The organism is Priestia sp. YIM B13551 (genome assembly GCF_042787905.1).
GTDB lineage: Bacteria > Bacillota > Bacilli > Bacillales > Bacillaceae_H > Priestia.
The window spans coordinates 270,727-289,897 of sequence record NZ_JBHZOX010000005.1; the positions used below are offsets into that span (position 1 = coordinate 270,727).

20 protein-coding genes are annotated in these 19,171 nt (G+C 38.1%); 11 read left to right on the forward strand and 9 right to left on the reverse strand.

Features of this window, described 5'->3' with window-relative positions:
• Positions 1-4: 4 nt before the first annotated feature.
• Positions 5-229: a YuzB family protein gene (locus ACFX4N_RS23050; RefSeq protein WP_013059850.1), complete on the reverse strand. Its 225-nt coding sequence runs from the start codon at positions 227-229 to the stop codon at positions 5-7.
• Between the two features lie 201 nt (positions 230-430).
• On the opposite strand from ACFX4N_RS23050, the gene ACFX4N_RS23055 reads away from it, so the two are divergent.
• Positions 431-1,105: an RsfA family transcriptional regulator gene (locus ACFX4N_RS23055; protein WP_029319426.1), complete on the forward strand. Its 675-nt coding sequence runs from the start codon at positions 431-433 to the stop codon at positions 1,103-1,105.
• Positions 1,106-1,233: 128 nt separating this feature from the next.
• Positions 1,234-2,085 carry an octanoyl-[GcvH]:protein N-octanoyltransferase gene (gene lipL, locus ACFX4N_RS23060; protein ID WP_013059852.1) on the forward strand — a complete coding sequence of 284 codons (852 nt, stop codon included), beginning with the start codon at positions 1,234-1,236 and terminating at the stop codon, positions 2,083-2,085.
• Between the two features lie 31 nt (positions 2,086-2,116).
• Here lipL and pta read toward each other — a convergent pair whose 3' ends face one another.
• Positions 2,117-3,088, reverse strand: coding sequence for a phosphate acetyltransferase (gene pta, locus ACFX4N_RS23065; RefSeq protein WP_013059853.1), 972 nt, complete (start codon positions 3,086-3,088; stop codon positions 2,117-2,119).
• Between the two features lie 276 nt (positions 3,089-3,364).
• On the opposite strand from pta, the gene hemQ reads away from it, so the two are divergent.
• The 3 genes from hemQ (at position 3,365) to gerQ (ending at position 5,214) form a co-directional block, all read left to right on the forward strand.
• On the forward strand, positions 3,365-4,108 hold the full coding sequence (hemQ, locus tag ACFX4N_RS23070; protein ID WP_013059854.1) for a hydrogen peroxide-dependent heme synthase: 744 nt from the start codon (positions 3,365-3,367) through the stop codon (positions 4,106-4,108).
• 177 nt (positions 4,109-4,285) lie between these two features.
• Positions 4,286-4,708: a cell wall hydrolase gene (locus ACFX4N_RS23075; protein ID WP_016765947.1), complete on the forward strand. Its 423-nt coding sequence runs from the start codon at positions 4,286-4,288 to the stop codon at positions 4,706-4,708.
• 26 nt (positions 4,709-4,734) lie between these two features.
• Positions 4,735-5,214 (forward strand): spore coat protein GerQ, encoded by a 480-nt coding sequence (gene gerQ / locus ACFX4N_RS23080; RefSeq protein WP_013059855.1) that lies wholly within the window; start codon positions 4,735-4,737, stop codon positions 5,212-5,214.
• Positions 5,215-5,238: 24 nt separating this feature from the next.
• On the opposite strand, the gene ACFX4N_RS23085 is transcribed toward gerQ, so the two are convergent.
• The 3 genes from ACFX4N_RS23085 to ACFX4N_RS23095 form a co-directional block, all read right to left on the reverse strand.
• The gene (locus ACFX4N_RS23085) at positions 5,239-5,610 is read right to left on the reverse strand and encodes a DUF423 domain-containing protein (RefSeq protein WP_013059856.1); all 372 of its coding nucleotides are present in this window, start codon (positions 5,608-5,610) and stop codon (positions 5,239-5,241) included.
• A 15-nt stretch (positions 5,611-5,625) separates the two neighbouring features.
• On the reverse strand, positions 5,626-5,931 hold the full coding sequence (locus tag ACFX4N_RS23090) for a YwdI family protein (protein ID WP_223269014.1): 306 nt from the start codon (positions 5,929-5,931) through the stop codon (positions 5,626-5,628).
• Positions 5,932-6,046: 115 nt separating this feature from the next.
• Entirely contained in the window at positions 6,047-6,721 is a 675-nt protein-coding gene (locus ACFX4N_RS23095) for a uracil-DNA glycosylase (protein WP_057275270.1), read from the reverse strand.
• Positions 6,722-6,898: 177 nt separating this feature from the next.
• Here ACFX4N_RS23095 and ACFX4N_RS23100 point away from each other — a divergent pair, with 177 nt between their 5' ends.
• Complete coding sequence (locus ACFX4N_RS23100; protein WP_057275269.1) at positions 6,899-7,345, forward strand: staygreen family protein; 447 nt, start codon at positions 6,899-6,901, stop codon at positions 7,343-7,345.
• A 305-nt stretch (positions 7,346-7,650) separates the two neighbouring features.
• Positions 7,651-9,153 carry a glucose-6-phosphate dehydrogenase gene (gene zwf / locus ACFX4N_RS23105; RefSeq protein WP_057275268.1) on the forward strand — a complete coding sequence of 501 codons (1,503 nt, stop codon included), beginning with the start codon at positions 7,651-7,653 and terminating at the stop codon, positions 9,151-9,153.
• A gap of 42 nt (positions 9,154-9,195) precedes the next feature.
• Here the strand turns inward: zwf and gndA are convergent, their stop codons facing one another.
• Complete coding sequence (gndA, locus tag ACFX4N_RS23110; protein ID WP_013059861.1) at positions 9,196-10,608, reverse strand: NADP-dependent phosphogluconate dehydrogenase; 1,413 nt, start codon at positions 10,606-10,608, stop codon at positions 9,196-9,198.
• A 396-nt stretch (positions 10,609-11,004) separates the two neighbouring features.
• Here gndA and ACFX4N_RS23115 point away from each other — a divergent pair, with 396 nt between their 5' ends.
• A complete protein-coding gene (locus tag ACFX4N_RS23115; protein ID WP_057275267.1) occupies positions 11,005-12,240 on the forward strand; it encodes a PucR family transcriptional regulator in 1,236 nt (411 codons plus the stop codon).
• 242 nt (positions 12,241-12,482) lie between these two features.
• Complete coding sequence (gene ald, locus ACFX4N_RS23120) at positions 12,483-13,616, forward strand: alanine dehydrogenase (RefSeq protein WP_013059863.1); 1,134 nt, start codon at positions 12,483-12,485, stop codon at positions 13,614-13,616.
• 62 nt (positions 13,617-13,678) lie between these two features.
• Here the strand turns inward: ald and ACFX4N_RS23125 are convergent, their stop codons facing one another.
• Positions 13,679-14,368, reverse strand: coding sequence for a hypothetical protein (locus ACFX4N_RS23125; protein WP_235567489.1), 690 nt, complete (start codon positions 14,366-14,368; stop codon positions 13,679-13,681).
• A gap of 364 nt (positions 14,369-14,732) precedes the next feature.
• On the opposite strand from ACFX4N_RS23125, the gene pdxK reads away from it, so the two are divergent.
• Positions 14,733-15,557, forward strand: coding sequence for a pyridoxine/pyridoxal/pyridoxamine kinase (gene pdxK / locus ACFX4N_RS23130; RefSeq protein WP_013085513.1), 825 nt, complete (start codon positions 14,733-14,735; stop codon positions 15,555-15,557).
• 33 nt (positions 15,558-15,590) lie between these two features.
• On the opposite strand, the gene ACFX4N_RS23135 is transcribed toward pdxK, so the two are convergent.
• Entirely contained in the window at positions 15,591-16,460 is an 870-nt protein-coding gene (locus ACFX4N_RS23135) for a Cof-type HAD-IIB family hydrolase (protein ID WP_013059866.1), read from the reverse strand.
• Between the two features lie 88 nt (positions 16,461-16,548).
• A complete protein-coding gene (gene pgmB / locus ACFX4N_RS23140; protein ID WP_057275265.1) occupies positions 16,549-17,256 on the reverse strand; it encodes a beta-phosphoglucomutase in 708 nt (235 codons plus the stop codon).
• Between the two features lie 275 nt (positions 17,257-17,531).
• Between pgmB and ACFX4N_RS23145 the strand changes: the two genes are divergently transcribed.
• Positions 17,532-19,169: a PTS transporter subunit IIBC gene (locus ACFX4N_RS23145; RefSeq protein WP_025752447.1), complete on the forward strand. Its 1,638-nt coding sequence runs from the start codon at positions 17,532-17,534 to the stop codon at positions 19,167-19,169.
• The last annotated feature ends 2 nt before the right edge of the window (positions 19,170-19,171 follow it).

Here is a 19,171-nt window from a genome sequence, read left to right on the forward strand (position 1 = left end):
CTATCTATTTTTTTACTTTTTTCTCAATCTTCTCGATTAATTCATCCTCTGTTGGCGCTGCTACAGGACGGTTGTTTACAAATGCAAATGACTTTTTACGTCCGGGTCCACAGTAAGACTGGCAGCCGATTTGTACTTCAGCTTGTTCATCTATTTTTTTAAGTCGAGGTAACAACGTTTTGACGTTTGTTGCCTGACAATCATCACAAATTCTAAATTCATTTGCCATGTTGACACAATCCTTTCAAAATTGGTTCATCATTTTGTCTAAGGGGTATTTTACCCCTATTTGAAGTCCGATGCAAGTTAAAGAAGGAAGCAAAATCTATCATACTCCTAGAAGAAATGGTATAAAGTATGGATTTTTTGTACATGATGATACTACAAAACATGATTACTATGAGTCATGGAAAATAGAGGAGTGAACAAAGTGAAAGATAGACAAGATGCTTGGACAGAAGAAAACGACTTATTATTAGCTGAAACAGTATTGCGCCATGTCCGCGAAGGAAGTACGCAGCTGAATGCGTTTGAAGAAGTGGGAGATGAATTAAATCGCACTTCAGCAGCATGTGGATTCAGATGGAATGCTGTAGTACGCCATCAGTATGAAAAAGCACTTCAGCTAGCCAAAAAACAGCGAAAACAGCGCATGCGTGCACTTGGACAAGAGCAAGGCAAAAAGAAATTATTATATACGCCACCAGCATCTGTAGAGCATGTGGAACAAATGATGTCTGCACCTACAGCAACATATAGCTTATCTGAAACACAAGTAGAAAAAAGCAGCAGTGAAGAGCTTTCAATGGCTGACGTTATTCGCTTTTTGCAAACAATGCCAAATCAAGCGAGCAATTTACAGGCATTGCAAAGCGAAAACAAACGCTTGATGCAAGAAAATACAGAATTAGCTAAGAAAAACACAGAGTTGGAAAAACAAATCAAACATCTCGAGGCAAATGCTACTACTATTCAAGAAGACTATGAAACATTAATGCAAATCATGAACCGTGCGCGAAAGTTAGCTCTATTCGATGAAGAAGAACGTTCTTCTACTACATTTAAAATGGATCGTAACGGAAATCTTGAGAAAATGGCTGAATAAGCTACATGAACGAAGAAAGAGGGATGTCAAACTTGGCTCTTCTTTCTTCTTTTTCTATTTTACAGCCAATGACACGACGCCTTTATGCTATAATATGTTCGTTTACTGTTTATAAAGGGGTTTGAGATATGCAGCAGAATAGTTTAAAGCTTTTAGCACAGCCCGCTTGGCGTATTATTGATCAATCCAGTCTAGGTCCTCATTTTGATGCCCGTCATTCTTTTGCCATCGATGACACGCTTTGTACAACCGTTGGAAGAGGTGAATCTCCAGCTGTCATGCGCTCATGGGTGCATCACGATACGATTGTATTAGGCATCCAAGATACAAAGCTCCCTCATTTAGCTGAAGGTGCAGCTTATTTACATGAACAAGGATATAAAACAATCGTCCGCAATTCAGGCGGCCTCGCTGTCGTACTTGATCAGGATGTTCTAAACATTTCTTTAATTTTTCCTGATGCAGAAAAAGGAATTGATATTGATCGTGGATATGAAGCCATGTTTGATTTGATTAAGGTCATGTTTGCATCTTACGGGACAGCAATTGAAGCGAAGGAAATCGTAGGCTCTTATTGTCCCGGCAGCTTCGATTTAAGCATTCGCAATCAAAAGTTTGCAGGCATTTCACAGCGACGCGTTCGCGGCGGAGTGGCTGTACAAATTTACTTATGCGTTAAAGGAAGCGGTTCTAAGCGTGCTTCTCTCATTCAAGAGTTTTACAAAAAAGGTCTCCAAAACACGGAAACTAAATTTTCATACCCAGATATCGAGCCTCACACAATGGCTTCTCTATCTGAACTATTACAGATTGAGTTAACTGTATCTGATGTCATGCTGCTTTTATTGCAAACACTGAATAGTATGAGCTCTTCTCTTGTAAATATGCCTTTAAATGCTACTGAACAAGAGCTGTTTGAGACGCAGCTGCAGCGCATGTATGACCGCAACGAAAAAGCATTAGGTTCATTAGCCGAATAAAAAAACTCCGCCCTAGGACGGAGTTTTTTTATTACAATGCTTGAGCTGCTGTGATTAAAGCAAGCTTGTACACATCTTCTTCGTTACAACCGCGAGATAGATCGTTTACTGGTTTGTTTAGACCTTGTAAGATTGGACCTACTGCTTCGAAGTTTCCTAGGCGCTGTGCAATTTTGTAACCAATGTTACCTGCTTCAAGGCTTGGGAATACAAATACATTTGCATCTCCTTTAATCACTGAACCTGGTGCTTTCTTTTCAGCTACAGAAGGAACAAATGCTGCGTCGAATTGGAATTCGCCGTCTAATGTTACGCTTGGTGCTAATTCTTTTGCAATTTCTACTGCGTTTGCTACTTTTTCTGTTTCCGGAGATTTTGCTGATCCTTTTGTTGAGAAGCTTAGCATAGCAACACGAGGATCAATATCGAACATTTCAGCTGTACGAGCACTTTCGATAGCAATTTCAGCTAAATCTTGGCTATCAGGTGAAATATTGATTGCACAGTCAGCAAATACGTATTTTTGATCGCCACGAACCATGATAAATACGCCAGATGTTTTCTTAACACCTTGTCTTGTTTTGATAATTTGTAGAGCAGGTCGCACTGTGTCTGCTGTAGAATGAGCGGCTCCGCTTACAAGACCGTCCGCTTTGTTCATATGAACAAGCATTGTGCCAAAATAATTTTCATCTAATAAAATTTTGCGAGCATCTTCTTCTGTTGCCTTACCTTTACGACGCTCAACAAATGCTGCTACCATTTCATCAAATTCAGAGTAGCTTTGAGGATCTAAAACCTCAACACCGTCTAATTTTACGTTTAGTTCTGCTGCTTTTGATGCTACAGCGTCTTTGTTTCCAACAACGATAGGCTTTAAGATATTGTCGGCAGCTAAACGAGAAACAGCACCTAATACGCGCTCATCTAATCCCTCTGGGAATACGATTGATACATCGCTAGCTGATACTTTTTGTTTTAAACCTGTAAATAAATCACTCAAAGTAAATCCTCCTCGATATGTAAAAAACTTTTCTCATAATAGGATACTCCACTTTTTTTAAAAATCAAAGGCATGTCCTTCAAGAATCCATGATTACAAAAAAGTCTTTTAATTCTTAATTTTCCGCTAACACCTAAAATAAAACCTGTTTTTACTTTGCGACAATTGTTTAAAGTTTAGTCACAAAATCACAGGTTTTTCATTCCAGTTCTTCGGACAAACTATGATATAGTAGAATTGGAATTTATCATAATCGGACAATAGGAGTGAAACGAAATGGCAGAAGCAGCACAAACATTAGACGGTTGGTATGCACTTCATGATTTCCGTTCAATCGATTGGGGCGCTTGGAAGCAGTTATCAAGCGACGATCGCCAAGCGGCCATCCATGAATTTTTAGGTTTGATTGAGAAATGGAAAGGAACTGAAGCTGAGAAGCAAGGCAGCCATGCTTTATATACCATTGTCGGCCAAAAAGCAGACTTTATGCTAATGCTTGTTCGTCCTACTATGGAAGAACTAAATGAAATTGAAACAGAATTTAATAAAACAAAGCTTGCTGAGTTTACCATTCCTACTTATTCATACGTATCAGTAGTTGAGTTAAGCAACTACTTACCTGCTGGGGAGGATCCTTATGAAAATCCTCAAATCCAAGCTAGACTATATCCAACTTTACCAAAAGCTAGTCATGTTTGCTTTTATCCAATGGATAAACGTCGTCAAGGAAATGACAATTGGTACATGCTTCCTATGGAAGAACGCCGCAGCTTAATGCGCAGTCATGGAATGATTGGACGTCAATACGCTGGAAAAGTAAAGCAAATCATTACGGGTTCTGTTGGTTTTGATGATTATGAGTGGGGCGTTACTCTTTTTGCAGATGACGTACTTCAATTTAAAAAATTAGTATACGAAATGCGTTTTGACGAAGTAAGTGCTCGCTACGGGGAATTTGGCAGCTTCTTTGTCGGAAATTTATTAAAAGAAGAAGCTATTGCACGTTTTTTACACGTTTAAACTAAGCCGCAAAAGCGCTCATCGCTTTTGTAACGCCTAGAGCAATAAATATCAATGAGCTTTATCTAAAAAACCTGTTTCCAAGTGGAAACAGGTTTTTTATTTTCTAGCCATGGCATATTCGCACTTACAGGACCATATATATACAACAGTGTCACAAGTAAGCGAGGTGGGATAATGGCAGTCGTTGCACACAACGAAGAAGATGTTAAGCTCCTAGCCAGACTCATTCGAGCTGAAGCTGAAAGTGAAGGAAAACAAGGGATGTTACTGGTAGGAAATGTAGGCGTGAACCGCGCTAAAGCTCCCTGTTTAGATTTTAGAAATATAAGAACCATTCGTCAGATGGTGTTTCAAAACCCAGGCGGATTTGAAGCAACTCAAAAAGGCTACTTTTATCAGCGTGCCCGCCAGTCTGAAATTACACTTGCACGACGTGTATTAAGAGGGGAACGTTTTAACCCCGCGGAAAACTCACTGTGGTTTTTCAAGCCCAGCGGCGACTGTCCTGCTCAATGGTATAACCAAAATAACACAGGACGATTTAAATCTCACTGTTTCTTTGCACCAACTCAAGCTGATTGTCCAGGAGTTTACTAATTTCTTTTTGTTTGAAGGAGGTTCCTATGAAAAAACCAAAGTCTAATCAACCGCAACAGCAATATATGCAAAATCCGTATATGAGTCCAAACTACCCTTATTATATGCCTCAGCCGCAGCAGCCCCAGCCAGGCGGCCAGCAGGTTCAAGGGCAAAGCCAAGGAGGTCCGCCCCCTACCTCTTCTGGAGGCAGTGGTGCCCCGCAAGACCCAAATCAACTGCCCATTGAAGAATCATATATTGAAAATATTTTACGTTTAAATCGAGGAAAAATAGCGACTGTATATATGACGTTTGAAAATAATACGCAGTGGAACGCGAAAGTCTTTAGAGGGGAAATTGAAGCAGCCGGACGCGATCATATCATTTTAAGTGATCCACAAACTGGCACTCGTTATTTACTGCTTATGGTTTATCTCGATTACATCACTTTTGAGGGTCCAATCAAATATAATTATCCGTTTAGCGGTGGAGGTCAGCAGTTGAGCAATTATTCTCCGCGTTAAAAAAACCCCTTTTCAGGGGTTTTTTTATAGCCATTTTACAGCTGCAACAACAATTAAAATCCAAGCCACAATAAACGCAACTCCACCTAGCGGAGTAATCGCGCCGAGAACTTTAATACCGGACGTACTTAATACATAGAGACTGCCTGAAAACAGCACAATCCCCGCGAACATAATCCAGCCCGAAGCTGTTAACAGAGAAGATTGAGGAAATTTGCTTAATAGAAACGCAATGACAAACAGCCCCATTGCATGGAACATTTGGTACTGCACTCCCGTTTTCCATACCTCTAAATACTTCTCTGAAATTTTCCCTTCTAACCCGTGTGCTCCAAAAGCACCAAGAGCAACCGCTAACATCGCATTGATTGCACCGATTATTAAAAATAGTTTCATGTTTTTCTCCTCACTTTAGAAATCAAACAGACTATCGCCATTTGCATCATCTGATTTCAATTTCGTTCCCTCAAAATTAGGTTTGGATGACTGAATAATCTGTTGCTGCATAATCTCAGGAGATTGCATCATTTCCGGTGAAGACATTACAACAGGCTTTGAAACCGAGACAGGTTTCGATACTGAAACCTCTCCATTTTGATCTAATGCAAGCTCACACAGTGCTTTTATGGCAACCAATTGATCTCGAACGTTCGCACTATTCGAATGGTGCTTTGCTTTTTGTACTTCTGCACTAATTTTATCAAGGAGCTGCGCCATTTTTATATCCATGTAGACACCTCATCTTACATTCAATATGACTTTATACAGCTATTTTATCAAAAGATGAAATAGGAGGCTATGTCTGAAGCTAATCTTCATGAAATGCTCACTTTTACACATCGTCAATTTGCCAATCAATGGATTGACGTCCGTATTGGAGCAAAAACTCATTTGCTCGTTGAAAGTGATTATTGCCAAAAAAGCCTCGATTAGCCGAAAATGGGCTAGGGTGCGGGCTTTCCAAAATTAAATGGTGCGAATGGTGAATAAGCTCTTTTTTAGCTTGTGCATGCTTGCCCCACAGCAAAAACACAACTGGCTCCTCTTTTTGTGCCACTAATTCAATAATACGGTCCGTCAGCTGCTCCCACCCTTTTCCTTTGTGAGAGTTCGCTTCTCCTCTCCTAACCGTTAAAACAGTGTTAAGCAAAAGAACGCCTTGTTCTGCCCATTTGACTAAATAACCGTTATTCGGAATGTGATAATCCATTTCATTTTTCAGCTCTTTGTAAATATTCACTAAAGAAGGCGGTGTTTTTACTCCTGGTTGAACAGAGAAGCTCAGTCCATGCGCTTGATTTGGTCCATGATAAGGATCTTGTCCCAATATGACCACTTTTACATTTTTATAATCCGTATAGTGTAAAGCATTAAAAATATCATATTTATCAGGGTAAATGGTGTGGTGATTATATTCATCCACTAAGAATTCTCGAAGCTGTATGTAGTAGTCTTTTTGAAATTCTTCTTCTAATAAAGGAGCCCAGTCATTTTTTAAAATACTCATTGCTTATCACCTCATAATAATCTTTTTTGTTATTTTATCGTAAACTCTGCCCCCTGCTCAAACGTTGCCTGCTTTAAATATGCTGAGAGCCTGGGCATATTTTAATATTGTCATGTTCAATGAAACTTTGTATACACTTATAAAGAGTGTATTTTTATATTAAAGGAGGGATTCCATATGATCATCAGCAATCCCCACCAAATAGACGTAACCTACAGCCTGGGTGTTACACCCGTTGAACCAATGATACCAAGAAAATACACCGTTTTCCCAGGTCAACACACTTCTGTTCCTTCCATTCAAATCGGCATTGAATTTGCCTACGATCATATGCAAAAAGAGCGGAACGAATATTTAGCATCCTTCGTCTTTGATAAAGGTTTTTATTCCCTTACTGTGTATTATTATATCGGTGCACATACATTAACAGATGGAACCATTACACGCTACCTTCACTTTTTAGAACAGCTCCCTGTTATTCTATCGTCCATCTATCACGCTGATGCTTCTTTTTTCGAAAAACATCCACTTTTAATGCACTGTCCTATTTTTATCATCGCCGATAGCCCTGACTTGCCATTTTCAACAAAAAAATCTATCGGTTCCCTGTATCAATATAAATAAATGAGAAAAGCTACTGTTAAAATAACGGTAGCTTTTTCTCCGTATTCGAAACAAAATACTTTTAAACTTGTTAAAAACATGGAATAATAACTACAAATTGTTTTAATCTATTTGCGTTAACCCTTTAAAATCGTTACAATTTATTAGTAGTTCTATACATAAAGGAAAAGGTAAACAAGCAATCATTCGTTTGTTTATAAAGGCCGAGTTTAACGGGCAATGAATCCCCAGATTTCATTTAAGTGTTGTCTGTTAAAGCGGAAAAAAATTGAACGTAACTACGACAAAGTGAGGTCCTAGAAGTAATGACAAATGTACAACCAAAATCCATTATCGTAATTTTTGGCGCTACAGGTGATTTAGCAAAACGTAAGTTATTCCCCTCTATTTTCCGCTTATATAAAGCGAACAAACTATCGGAAGATTTCGCTGTTGTTGGTGTCGCAAGAAGACCTTGGACTAACGACGAATTACGCGAAAATGTAAAAAAATCAGTGAGCAGTTTCAGAAACAGTGACGCTGACATTGAAAAGTTTGCTTCACATTTTTATTACCAACCGTTTGACGTAACAGATGTCGCTTCTTATCAAGAATTAAAAAGCCTAACAGAAAGCCTTGATGAGCAATACAACGTGCCTGGAAATCGTATTTTCTATCTAGCAATGGCACCTGAATTTTTCGGAACAATTGCTTCGAATTTAAAAAATGAAGGTTTAACACAAACAGACGGTTGGAGTCGCCTAGTCATTGAAAAGCCATTTGGCCATGATTATCCTTCTGCTAAAGAACTAAATGAACAAATTCGCCATGCATTTAAGGAAGATCAAATTTATCGTATCGACCACTACCTCGGTAAAGAAATGGTGCAAAATATCGAAGTTATCCGTTTTGCAAATGCTCTATTTGAACCGATGTGGAACAACCAATACATTTCAAACATCCAAATTACGTCTAGCGAGACGCTTGGTGTAGAAGACCGTGGCCGTTACTATGAATCTTCAGGTGCCCTTCGAGATATGGTACAAAACCATATGCTTCAAATGGTGGCCCTGCTTGCAATGGAACCGCCAATTAAATTAACACCGGAAGAAATTCGCAGTGAAAAAGTAAAAGTATTACGTGCTCTTCGCTCTTTATCAGTAGATGAAGTAGATGATTATTTTGTACGAGGCCAATACGGCAAAGGTGTACTTGAAGGAGAAGAAGTGATCGGCTATCGCGAAGGAAACTCGGTTGATCCTGAGTCTAATACCGCTACATTTGTATCTGGTAAGCTTATGATTGATAACTTCAGATGGGCTGGCGTACCAATTTATATCCGTACAGGTAAACGCATGAAAGAAAAAGCAACGACAATTGTTGTACAGTTCAAAGACTTACCAATGAACCTGTACTTCAATAAAGATAAAGAAATTCACCCAAACTTGCTTGTCATTCATATCCAACCGGAAGAAGGCATTACGCTTCACTTAAACGCGCGTAAAACGCCGGGTGCAACATCGTCCACACCAATTAACTTGAACTATTGCAATAACTGTGGAGATAAAATGAATACACCGGAAGCTTATGAGCGCCTTATTTATGATTGCATGCTTGGAGATGCAACGAACTTTACTCACTGGGATGAAGTAGCCCTTTCTTGGAAGTTTGTTGATACCATTTCAGAAGCATGGGAAAGCACAAAAGCACAAAACTTCCCGAACTACGAATCAGGTTCAATGGGACCAAAAGAATCAGACGCATTGCTTGCTGAAGACGGTTTTCACTGGTGGCCAGTCGGCGAAGACAACTTCTCACCTAAAGAGTAAATAAAAAAAGCAGCTGTAGTATACAGCTGCTTTTCTTGTTTTTTATTTTAACCACTCAGTATGGAATACGCCCTCTTTATCAACACGTTGATATGTGTGAGCTCCGAAGTAGTCACGTTGCGCTTGTAAAAGGTTCGCTGGTAACGTTTCTGTACGGTAGCTGTCATAGTAAGCTAATGCACTTGAGAAACTTGGTACAGGAATACCTTGTTTAACCGCAATTGAAATAACTTCACGAAGAGCCGACTGATAGCCTTCTACGATATCCTTGAAGTATGGGTCTAATAATAAGTTTGTTAGATCTGCATCGCGATCGTAAGCTTCTTTAATTTTTTGTAAGAATTGTGCACGGATGATACAACCACCACGGAAGATCATTGCAATATCACCGTACTGTAAATTCCAGTCATATTCTTCAGAAGCTGCTTTCATTTGAGCAAACCCTTGCGCATATGAACAAATTTTACTCATGTACAATGCTTTACGGATTGCTTCTACTAATTCGGTTTTATCACCTTCAAATGCAGCTGCATTTGGACCGCTCAATACTTTGCTTGCTTTTACACGTTCTTCTTTCATAGCTGAAATAAAGCGCGCAAATACAGATTCCGTAATGATTGGTAGTGGTACACCTAAATCAAGCGCACTTTGGCTTGTCCATTTACCTGTACCCTTTTGACCTGCAGTGTCTAAAATAACGTCTACAAGTGCTTTACCTGTTTCTTCATCTTTTTTCGTAAAGATATCAGCTGTGATTTCAATTAAGTAGCTATCTAGCTCGCCTTTATTCCATTCAGCAAATACTTCATGTAGTTCATCTGTTTCTAAACCTAATACGTTTTTCATAATGAAGTATGCTTCACAAATTAACTGCATATCGCCGTACTCGATGCCGTTATGAACCATTTTTACGTAGTGACCTGCACCATTTGGTCCAATGTATGTGCAGCAATCATCGCCTTCAACTTTCGCTGAAATAGCTGTTAAGATTGGTTTTACAAGTTCATATGCTTCTTTTTGTCCGCCAGGCATGATTGAAGGTCCTTTTAATGCACCTTCTTCTCCGCCGGATACGCCTGTACCGATGAAATGGATACCTAATTCTTCTAGCTCTTTGTTACGACGAATTGTATCCTGGAAGAATGTATTTCCGCCATCGATTAAAATGTCGCCTTTTTCTAAGTATGGTTTTAACGAATCAATTGTTGCATCTGTAGCAGCACCAGCTTTAACCATTAATAAAATTTTACGCGGTTTTTCAAGAGAATTAATAAACTCTTCCACACTGTATGTACCTGCAAAATTTTTACCTTCTGCTTCTGTTTTTAGGAACTCTTCTGTCTTTTCAGGAGAGCGGTTATAAACTGAAACAGAATAGCCTCTGCTCTCAATGTTTAGCGCCAAGTTTTTCCCCATAACCGCTAAACCGATAACACCGATTTGTTGTTTTGCCATGTTAAATTCTTCCCTTCATGTGTAATATGAATTGGTCAACCTAATCGTAACTGAACATATCATAAAGAAAGTTACAGATTCAAGTTTGATATAACCATAATCATACGTTTTATTATACACATTTGAAAAGAATCATGCTCACCGAACATTGATTATTTTGAAGAAAATTTCGATAAAATAAGCGAAATGAACGCAGTTACTAATCATCCGTACATTCTTAACTACCTTTAGACGCATTTTAACATTTTCTTAAACAATTACTTTTGTTAAAATATTAAGCAGTTAATCATTTCAATGAATTGATGATCAACACGGTTGTTACCGTTTTACTATATTTATTGCAGCTAAAAAAGCTGTACTAGTACTTATTTTGTTTTATGAAGAGGGATTTTATATATGACGAAACCAATCAAAGATCCGTTCAAGGAAAATTTTGATACGCTTGAAGAATTCGCTGATCGCATTAGCGAAGTATTGAACTGTCCTATTACCATTGAAGATGCTAATCATCGCTTATTAGCTTATAGCACCCATGACGAAAGAACGGACCAGGCGCGTATTGCCACGATTATTGGAAGAAGAGTTCCGGAAAAAGTCATCAACAACTTATGGAAAGAAGGCATTATTCCTAAACTGCTTGAGACAAATGAACCTGTGCGTGTGAAAAATATAAATGAAATTGGACTTGGAGATCGTATAGCTATTTCCATCTGGAAAAATGAAGAAGTTCTAGGATTCATCTGGGCTGTTGAAATTGAGAAAGCCTTAGGCGACGAAGAAGTAGAGCTATTAAAAAAAGCTGCGAATGTATTAAAAAATAAATTGCTACAGCTTCAAATTCGAAAGTATAAACGAGAGGAACGTTCACAGGAATTCTTCTGGAAATTATTAACTGGTCACATTAAGTCTCGCCAGGAAATTTCAGAAGCGTTTTATGAAGCTCAAATTACAGCTCCATCAACGTTTTCCATTGCTATCTTCCGCTTCCAAGAAGATATTACGCCTGAAGCTGAACGTCAAATCTCGTATATGCTAAAAACGATGCATCGCTTGAAAATCGTTCTTTATACGATTGATTGCAATGACTTAATCTTACTGCTTTCTTTGGATGCGGTTGAAAACCCTCTTGATGAACAGCGAGATTTTGCAGACTATTTTAGAGGCAACATGTATGAACGCTTTGATGTTACTCAAATTAAAGCCAGCTGCAGCAGTATTTATTCATCGCACGATCATATCGAAAAAAGTTATAAAGAAGCCTTGAACGTATTAGATATGAAAAGTAAGTTTCCAGAAGAAACGAAAGAGATTATTAACTATCAGGAATTAGGTATTTATCAATTTCTTGATGTTATTTTAGAGAAGCGCGTGCAAGATCAATTTGAAAACCATTCTTTAAAGAAGCTAACTGATTACGATCTTCGTCATAATAGTAACTTGGTGGAGACTCTCGAAGTATTTTTAAATAATGATAATAACATTAACGAAGCAGCAAAAGAATTAAATGTGCATATGAATACACTTAGCTATCGATTAAAGCGAATTTCAGAGATTGGTGATATTAACTTAAAGGACGTTAATCAAAAAATGACTCTTTATATTGATATTAAGTTAATGAAATATAAAAAATAACAGATAATGTAACTTCTTTTAACATTGAGCTATTCGTTTATGAGAAAATAAATGAATAGCTCTTTTTATTCCCTTATGATGTTAGATGTCCTTACATAAAAATTAAAAATTCTGATAAGTAAGCGTTTACATTTGTGTGTTTAAACAAAAACCACTTCTTCAATTCTTCTTTCTAGACAAAGAAATTTCATAAAACTTTCTTTATACTAAAGGTACACAAACGACCAAGGGGGAAATTAATCATGATTATTGGCGTACCAAAAGAAATCAAAAACAACGAAAACCGAGTAGCGATTACACCAGCAGGCGTAGCATCATTTGTTGGTACAGGTCATCGTGTATTAATTGAAAATGAAGCGGGTATTGGAAGTAACTTCACAAACGAAGATTATGTAAAAGCTGGAGCTGAAATTGTTGAGACAGCAGCTGACGTTTGGGCACAAGCTGAAATGGTTATGAAAGTAAAAGAACCACTAGCAAGTGAATACGGCTATTTTAGACCAGGTCTTATCTTATTCACATACCTTCACTTAGCAGCTGAACCAGCACTAGCAAAAGCATTAAAAGATAGCGGCGTAACAGCCATTGCTTATGAAACAGTAGCAGTAAATCGTACATTGCCTCTATTAACACCTATGAGTGAAGTAGCAGGACGTATGGCTGCTCAAATCGGTGCTCAATTCCTTCAAAAATCAAATGGTGGAAAAGGAATTTTATTAGCGGGTGTTCCTGGAGTTAGCCGCGGAAAAGTAACGATTATCGGAGGCGGCGGTGTTGGTACAAATGCTGCAAAAATCGCAATCGGTCTCGGTGCTGATGTAACAATTATTGATTTAAGTCCTGAACGCCTACGTCAATTAGACGATATCTTTGGCAACCAAATCAATACGCTAGTGTCAAATCCTTACAATATTGCGGATGCAGTAGCAGAGTCAGATTTAGTGATTGGCGCAGTATTAATCCCAGGTGCAAAAGCTCCAAAACTAGTAACAGAAGAAATGGTGAAAACAATGAAGCCAGGTTCTGTTATTGTTGACGTAGCAATCGACCAAGGTGGTATCGTTGAAACAATCGACCACATTACAACACACGATCAGCCGACTTATGAAAAGCACGGGGTTGTACACTATGCAGTTGCAAACATGCCGGGAGCAGTTCCTCGCACATCAACAATTGCTTTAACAAACGTAACCGTACCTTACGCACTTCAAATTGCTTCTAAAGGTGTTCACAAAGCAATCGCTCAAAACGAAGCGTTAAAATTAGGAGTGAACGTTGCAAACGGAGCCATTACGTACGAAGCAGTTGCACATGATTTAGGTTATGATTATGTGTCAGTAGACGTAGCTCTTGAAAAAGAATTAGCTTCTATCTAATAAATAGTGAAAAACGCCCTTAACCCGCTGTTAAGGGCGTTTTTATTTTGCATGAACAACAATTAGCTATAAAAAACACGACTATTTAAAGCTTTGTGTATCTGTTCACTGGTAATCTCCGGTACTATTGGCCAGAATTCAGGAGTAGGAAACATAAGGTTACTAGGCGTTCTATTATGATTTCCATCTAGTTCATGAAAAGGTTCTGGATCATCCGTCTCGTTAAAACGATTCGTAATAAACATAAAATGACCCAATTCATGTGCGAGAAGATACTCATCTGTACTTGCATTTGTCATAATAATAAGCGGAAAAGAATTATAAGTTACAGCGAGAGTAGATGAATAATCAAAATTAACAGGCCCAAATCTATTTCCATTCATGTAAAATACATACACATCAGCATTTTGACAAACTTTTCGGCCAGTTTTAAGCATTGCTTGTACCATTGTAAGATGACTAGACCCTCCAATTGGAAAATTTTCCGCATTACTAACAATGCCACTGATGTTTTCCAAAAAAACAACTGAACGTGTAATAGTAAATGTAACACCTTGGATTAATCGGTTTTTCTCATATTGTTTCCATATTTTATTAGCAGCCGCTATGTCTCTTTTTACACGATTGGGAACTATAGACTGATTATCTGTGGAGTTTCTATCAACTTTAGCTCCTGGTAATACAATTATACAAACATTTAAAGTGCCTGCCTTAACAGTTCGGAAGTGATCGTTTGTTAAATTTGAATTCATATAATAATCTTTGTGGTTTTTTTTGCGAGGTTGTGATTTATTGAAAGAATACGAATCGTCTTTATAACTGTCATGATTAGAATGTTTTTTTATGTGAATCACCCTTTCTTAAGTTTCTCTTTATTTTATTCATGAAAAGAAAGAGTGCTTGTACCATAAGTTAAAAGAGGCTAAGACAAAAGTATACACTTAGGATTCATACAGTTTTTAGAAATTGAATATCTACATTAAAAGCGATAAAATAAAAGAAAAAGTGAAAAGTGAATGGAAGAAATTTATCTAAAACACATTGGGCAGCTAAAAACCGACCGGTGGAAGTTTTACTCTATTTTCTCTATGAACTTAAAATACGGGAGGATTTTTTATGACAATGAATAAAGCATTAACCATTGCGGGTTCTGACAGCAGCGGCGGAGCTGGCATTCAAGCAGATTTAAAAACATTCCAAGAACTGGGTGTTTACGGAATGACAGCTTTAACAACAATTGTAACAATGGATCCCGATAACAGCTGGTCTCATAACGTATTTCCACAAGAAGTTTCAACTGTTGAACAGCAGTTGAAAACAATTGTAAAAGGCGTAGGCGTACAAGCTCTAAAAACAGGTATGCTTGGCTCAGTGGAAATTATTGAGCTAGCCGCAAAAACAATTGAAGAATATGGTTTAAAAAATGTCGTAGTAGATCCTGTGATGGTATGTAAGGGAGAGGACGAAGCGCTTCACCCCGAAACAACTGTCAGCTTGCGTGATGTACTAGTTCCAAAAGCAACAGTCGTAACGCCTAACTTATTTGAAGCTAGTCAATTAAGCGGACTTGGTCCTATCAAAACGGTGGATAAAATGAAAGAAGCAGCCGTCAAAATTTTTGACCTTGGTGCCGAATATGTATTGATTAAAGGCGGAAGTAAATTGGCGCATGAAAAAGCAATCGATTTGCTTTATGATGGAAAGACGTTTGAGATCTTAGAGTCTGAACGTATTGAAACGACATTTACGCACGGTGCTGGATGCACATACTCAGCTGCGATTGCCGCTGAATTGGCAAAAGGCAGTGACGTCAAACAAGCTATTTATACAGCAAAAGAATTTATTACAGAAGCAATTCGTCATTCGTTTGCTTTAAATCAATATGTTGGACCAACAAACCACGGTGCATACCGTCGTAACAAGGAGAAAGTAACAAACTAAAAAGCATGCCTAAAGGCATGCTTTTTAGTTTGCTTATTGTTTAACTGTTTCAAGCGCATTTAAAATAGCTTGAGCTACGCCGTGCTCGTCATTTGTTCCTGTTACGATATGGGCAAATTCTTTAATTTCTTGAGGGGCATTCCCCATCGCTACAGCACGTCCAACTCGCTGAAACATCGATACGTCGTTATAATTGTCTCCAATGGCCATCGTTTCTTCTAAAGAAATATGGCGCTCTTGAACAAATGATGTAACTGCAATTCCTTTTTGAGCATTTTCATCATTTATTTCAATATTTTCTTTACCAGATGCACTGACTGCAATCGAATCTAACTTCACAAGTTCTATTTTTGCCTGCTCTAACTTTTCTTCGTCAAAAGAGAAAGCAAGCAGCTTATAAATGTCCTTGTTTGGATCTTGAAACAACGCTTCATACTCTTCAATAAGCTTTACTCTGCCGCTATTGAAACGCTCTTTTGCCGCTTCTAACGATTTTTCATAATTATCTTTTAAGCTAGCGCTTAAATAAATATCCATTAATACCGACAAAGCTTTTTCATAGTCATTTGAATACGTACCTTCACTTGTATAGACTTCAAAGTACAACTGAAACTTCTTAAAAATATTTTCTACTTCGCGAATAGATTCCATCGTCATGCCTACTGAATATTGTTTTTCCCCTTGTGGATTCCGAAGCTCTGCTCCGTTTGCACAAATTAAATATGTATGAAGTCCTGCTTCTTCTAAAACATAACGGGCCTCTTCATAAGAACGTCCCGTAGCAATAACAACTTCCACCCCTGCCTTTTGAGCTGTCTTAATCGCTTGGGCATTTTCTTTACTTACAACTTGTTCACTATTTACTAAAGTTCCATCCATATCGATCGCAATACATTTAATCATGATGTACCCCTTCCTATGTATCTTTGCTCTCTTATTTTATTCTAGCATATGTTTTTTTGCGCTTTGCTACTTGCATGTAAAAGATTTACTAATTTTTTGTATACGCTCTGTTATAATCTGTTCCTTTTCTTGCTTTTTCGAAAACCTCTTTGATCGTCTTTAAATGCAAATCAGCTGTTGAATATACGTGAAAATTCATATCCTCTTCCTTCAGATGCTTACCAACGCCGATAGAAACCATATCTGTTTGATTAATAGCTTTTATACCCGCCTCTCCATCTTCTATAGCCACACATGCATAGGGTGTTACTTTTAATTGATCGGCAGCTGTCAAAAATATTTCTGGATCTGGTTTTCCCTTCTTTATTTTTCTCACATCCACAATGCAATCAAAAAAAGGACGTATTCCTAACGCATCCACTACAGTATTTGCATTTGAACTAGAAGAAGCAATCGCCGTTTTAATACCTTGTTTTTTACAATCCTCTAACAACAATTGTATTCCTGGAAGTAAGTGATTCTTTGTCATTTCCTTTATTAATGCTTGATAATGCTTATTCTTTTCATCAGCAAGCTGTTCTTTTTTTTCCACTGTGAGACGTACGTTGCCTTGTGCAGCAATGAGCTCTACAGTTTTCACTCGGCTGATTCCCTGCAGCTGCTGATTCAGTTCTTCAGAAAATGAAACGTTAAGTTGATCTGCTACTTTTTTATTTGCTTTATAATATAAATGTACCGTATCTGCAATAACACCGTCTAAATCAAAAATAATCGCTTTTAGCTCTTCTTTTTTCATATTATCCTCCTCTGTACTTGTCTTTATGCCATTATTTGAATGCTTTTATTACATTCCATCATGTTAAAATACCGTTGATATTGTTCACTTTATCATAAAAATTTTTTCATCATTTATGATTCATGAATAAATTTTTCAAAAAAAGAGAAATTACAGTCTTGCATTATGAAAGCCCTTTTATTACAATAGGGTTATGCAAACGGTTGCACTATCTTGGAAATATAGTTTATCAAAAAATAAAATGAAAACCCATACATAGGGGAAGGGGAAAAACTATGAAAAAGTTCTTTTCATTTGATTTTTGGCAGAAATTTGGTAAGGCTTTATTAGTAGTAGTAGCGGTTATGCCCGCAGCTGGTATTATGATTTCACTTGGAAAGCTAGTTGCAATGACTGGGGGAGACATCACTGCTGTACAAACAATTGCACGCGTGATGGAAGATATAGGTTGGGGGATCATTACAAATCTTCACATCTTGTTCGCTGTTGCCATCGGGGGATCTTGGGCAAAAGAACGTGCTGGCGGTGCATTTGCTGCACTCATTGCATTCATTCTTATTAATCGAATTACAGGAGCCATTTTCGGAGTTAAAGCAGAAATGCTCTCAGATTCAAAAGCAACGGTTCAATCACTGTTTGGACAAGAATTAGTTGTAAAAGACTACTTCACATCTATTTTAGGATCTCCCGCTCTTAACATGGGAGTGTTCGTAGGAATTATCGCTGGGTTTTTAGGCGCGAATTTATTCAATAAATATTACAACTATGATAAATTGCCTGAAGCCCTTTCGTTTTTTAACGGTAAGCGCTTCGTACCATTTGTGGTCATCGGTGGTTCAGTTGTAACGGCACTGCTTTTATCCATTGTATGGCCGTTTATCCAAGGTTCATTAAACAGCTTCGGACAGTGGATTGCAACATCTAGAGACACAGCTCCTATTCTAGCACCATTTATTTTCGGAGCATTAGAGCGCCTGCTTCTTCCATTTGGTCTTCATCATATGCTGACAGTTCCTATGAACTACACGGAGCTAGGTGGTACGTACAAAATTTTAACGGGTTCTGGAGCAGGTTCCACTGTTGCTGGTCAAGACCCTTTATGGCTTGCTTGGATTGCAGATTTAAATAATTTCCGCGCTGCAGGAGATATGGACAGCTACAAACAGCTCTTACATGACGTTACACCTGCACGATTTAAAGTAGGACAGATGATTTTATCTTGTGCGTCATTAATTGGAATCGCTTTAGCAATGTATCGTAACGTAGATCCTGACAAACGTTCGAAATATCGTTCAATGTTCTTTTCAGCTGGACTAGCTGTTTTCTTAACAGGCGTAACAGAACCGATTGAATTTATGTTCATGTTCGCGGCACCTCTTCTATACGTCGTATACGCCATTATGACGGGACTGGCTTTTGCCATTGTTGATATTGTTCATGTTCGAGTACACTCATTTGGTGTAATTGAACTATTAACACGTACACCAATGATTATCAAAGCCGGACTATGGGCTGACTTAATGAACTTTGTCATCGCCTGCCTTGTATTCTTTGGCTTAAATTTTGGAGTGGCAAACTTCTTAATCAAACGTTTTAACTTCCCAACGCCGGGACGTAACGGAAACTATATCGATGAAGAAACAACTGCAACAAGCAGCAAGCAGGTGAAAAATGATTCGCTTGCCCCAGTCATTATTGGACTGCTTGGCGGAGAAAACAATATTGAAGACGTTGATGCTTGTATGACTCGCTTACGTGTAACGGTAAAAGATATACATGCCGTTGCAGGAGAAAGTGAGTGGAAACAAAACGGAGCCCTTGGTTTAATCTTGAAAGATAAAGGGGTACAAGCTATTTATGGACCTAAAGCGGATGTTTTGAAATCCGACATTCAAGATTTGTTAGGAGCTTAACA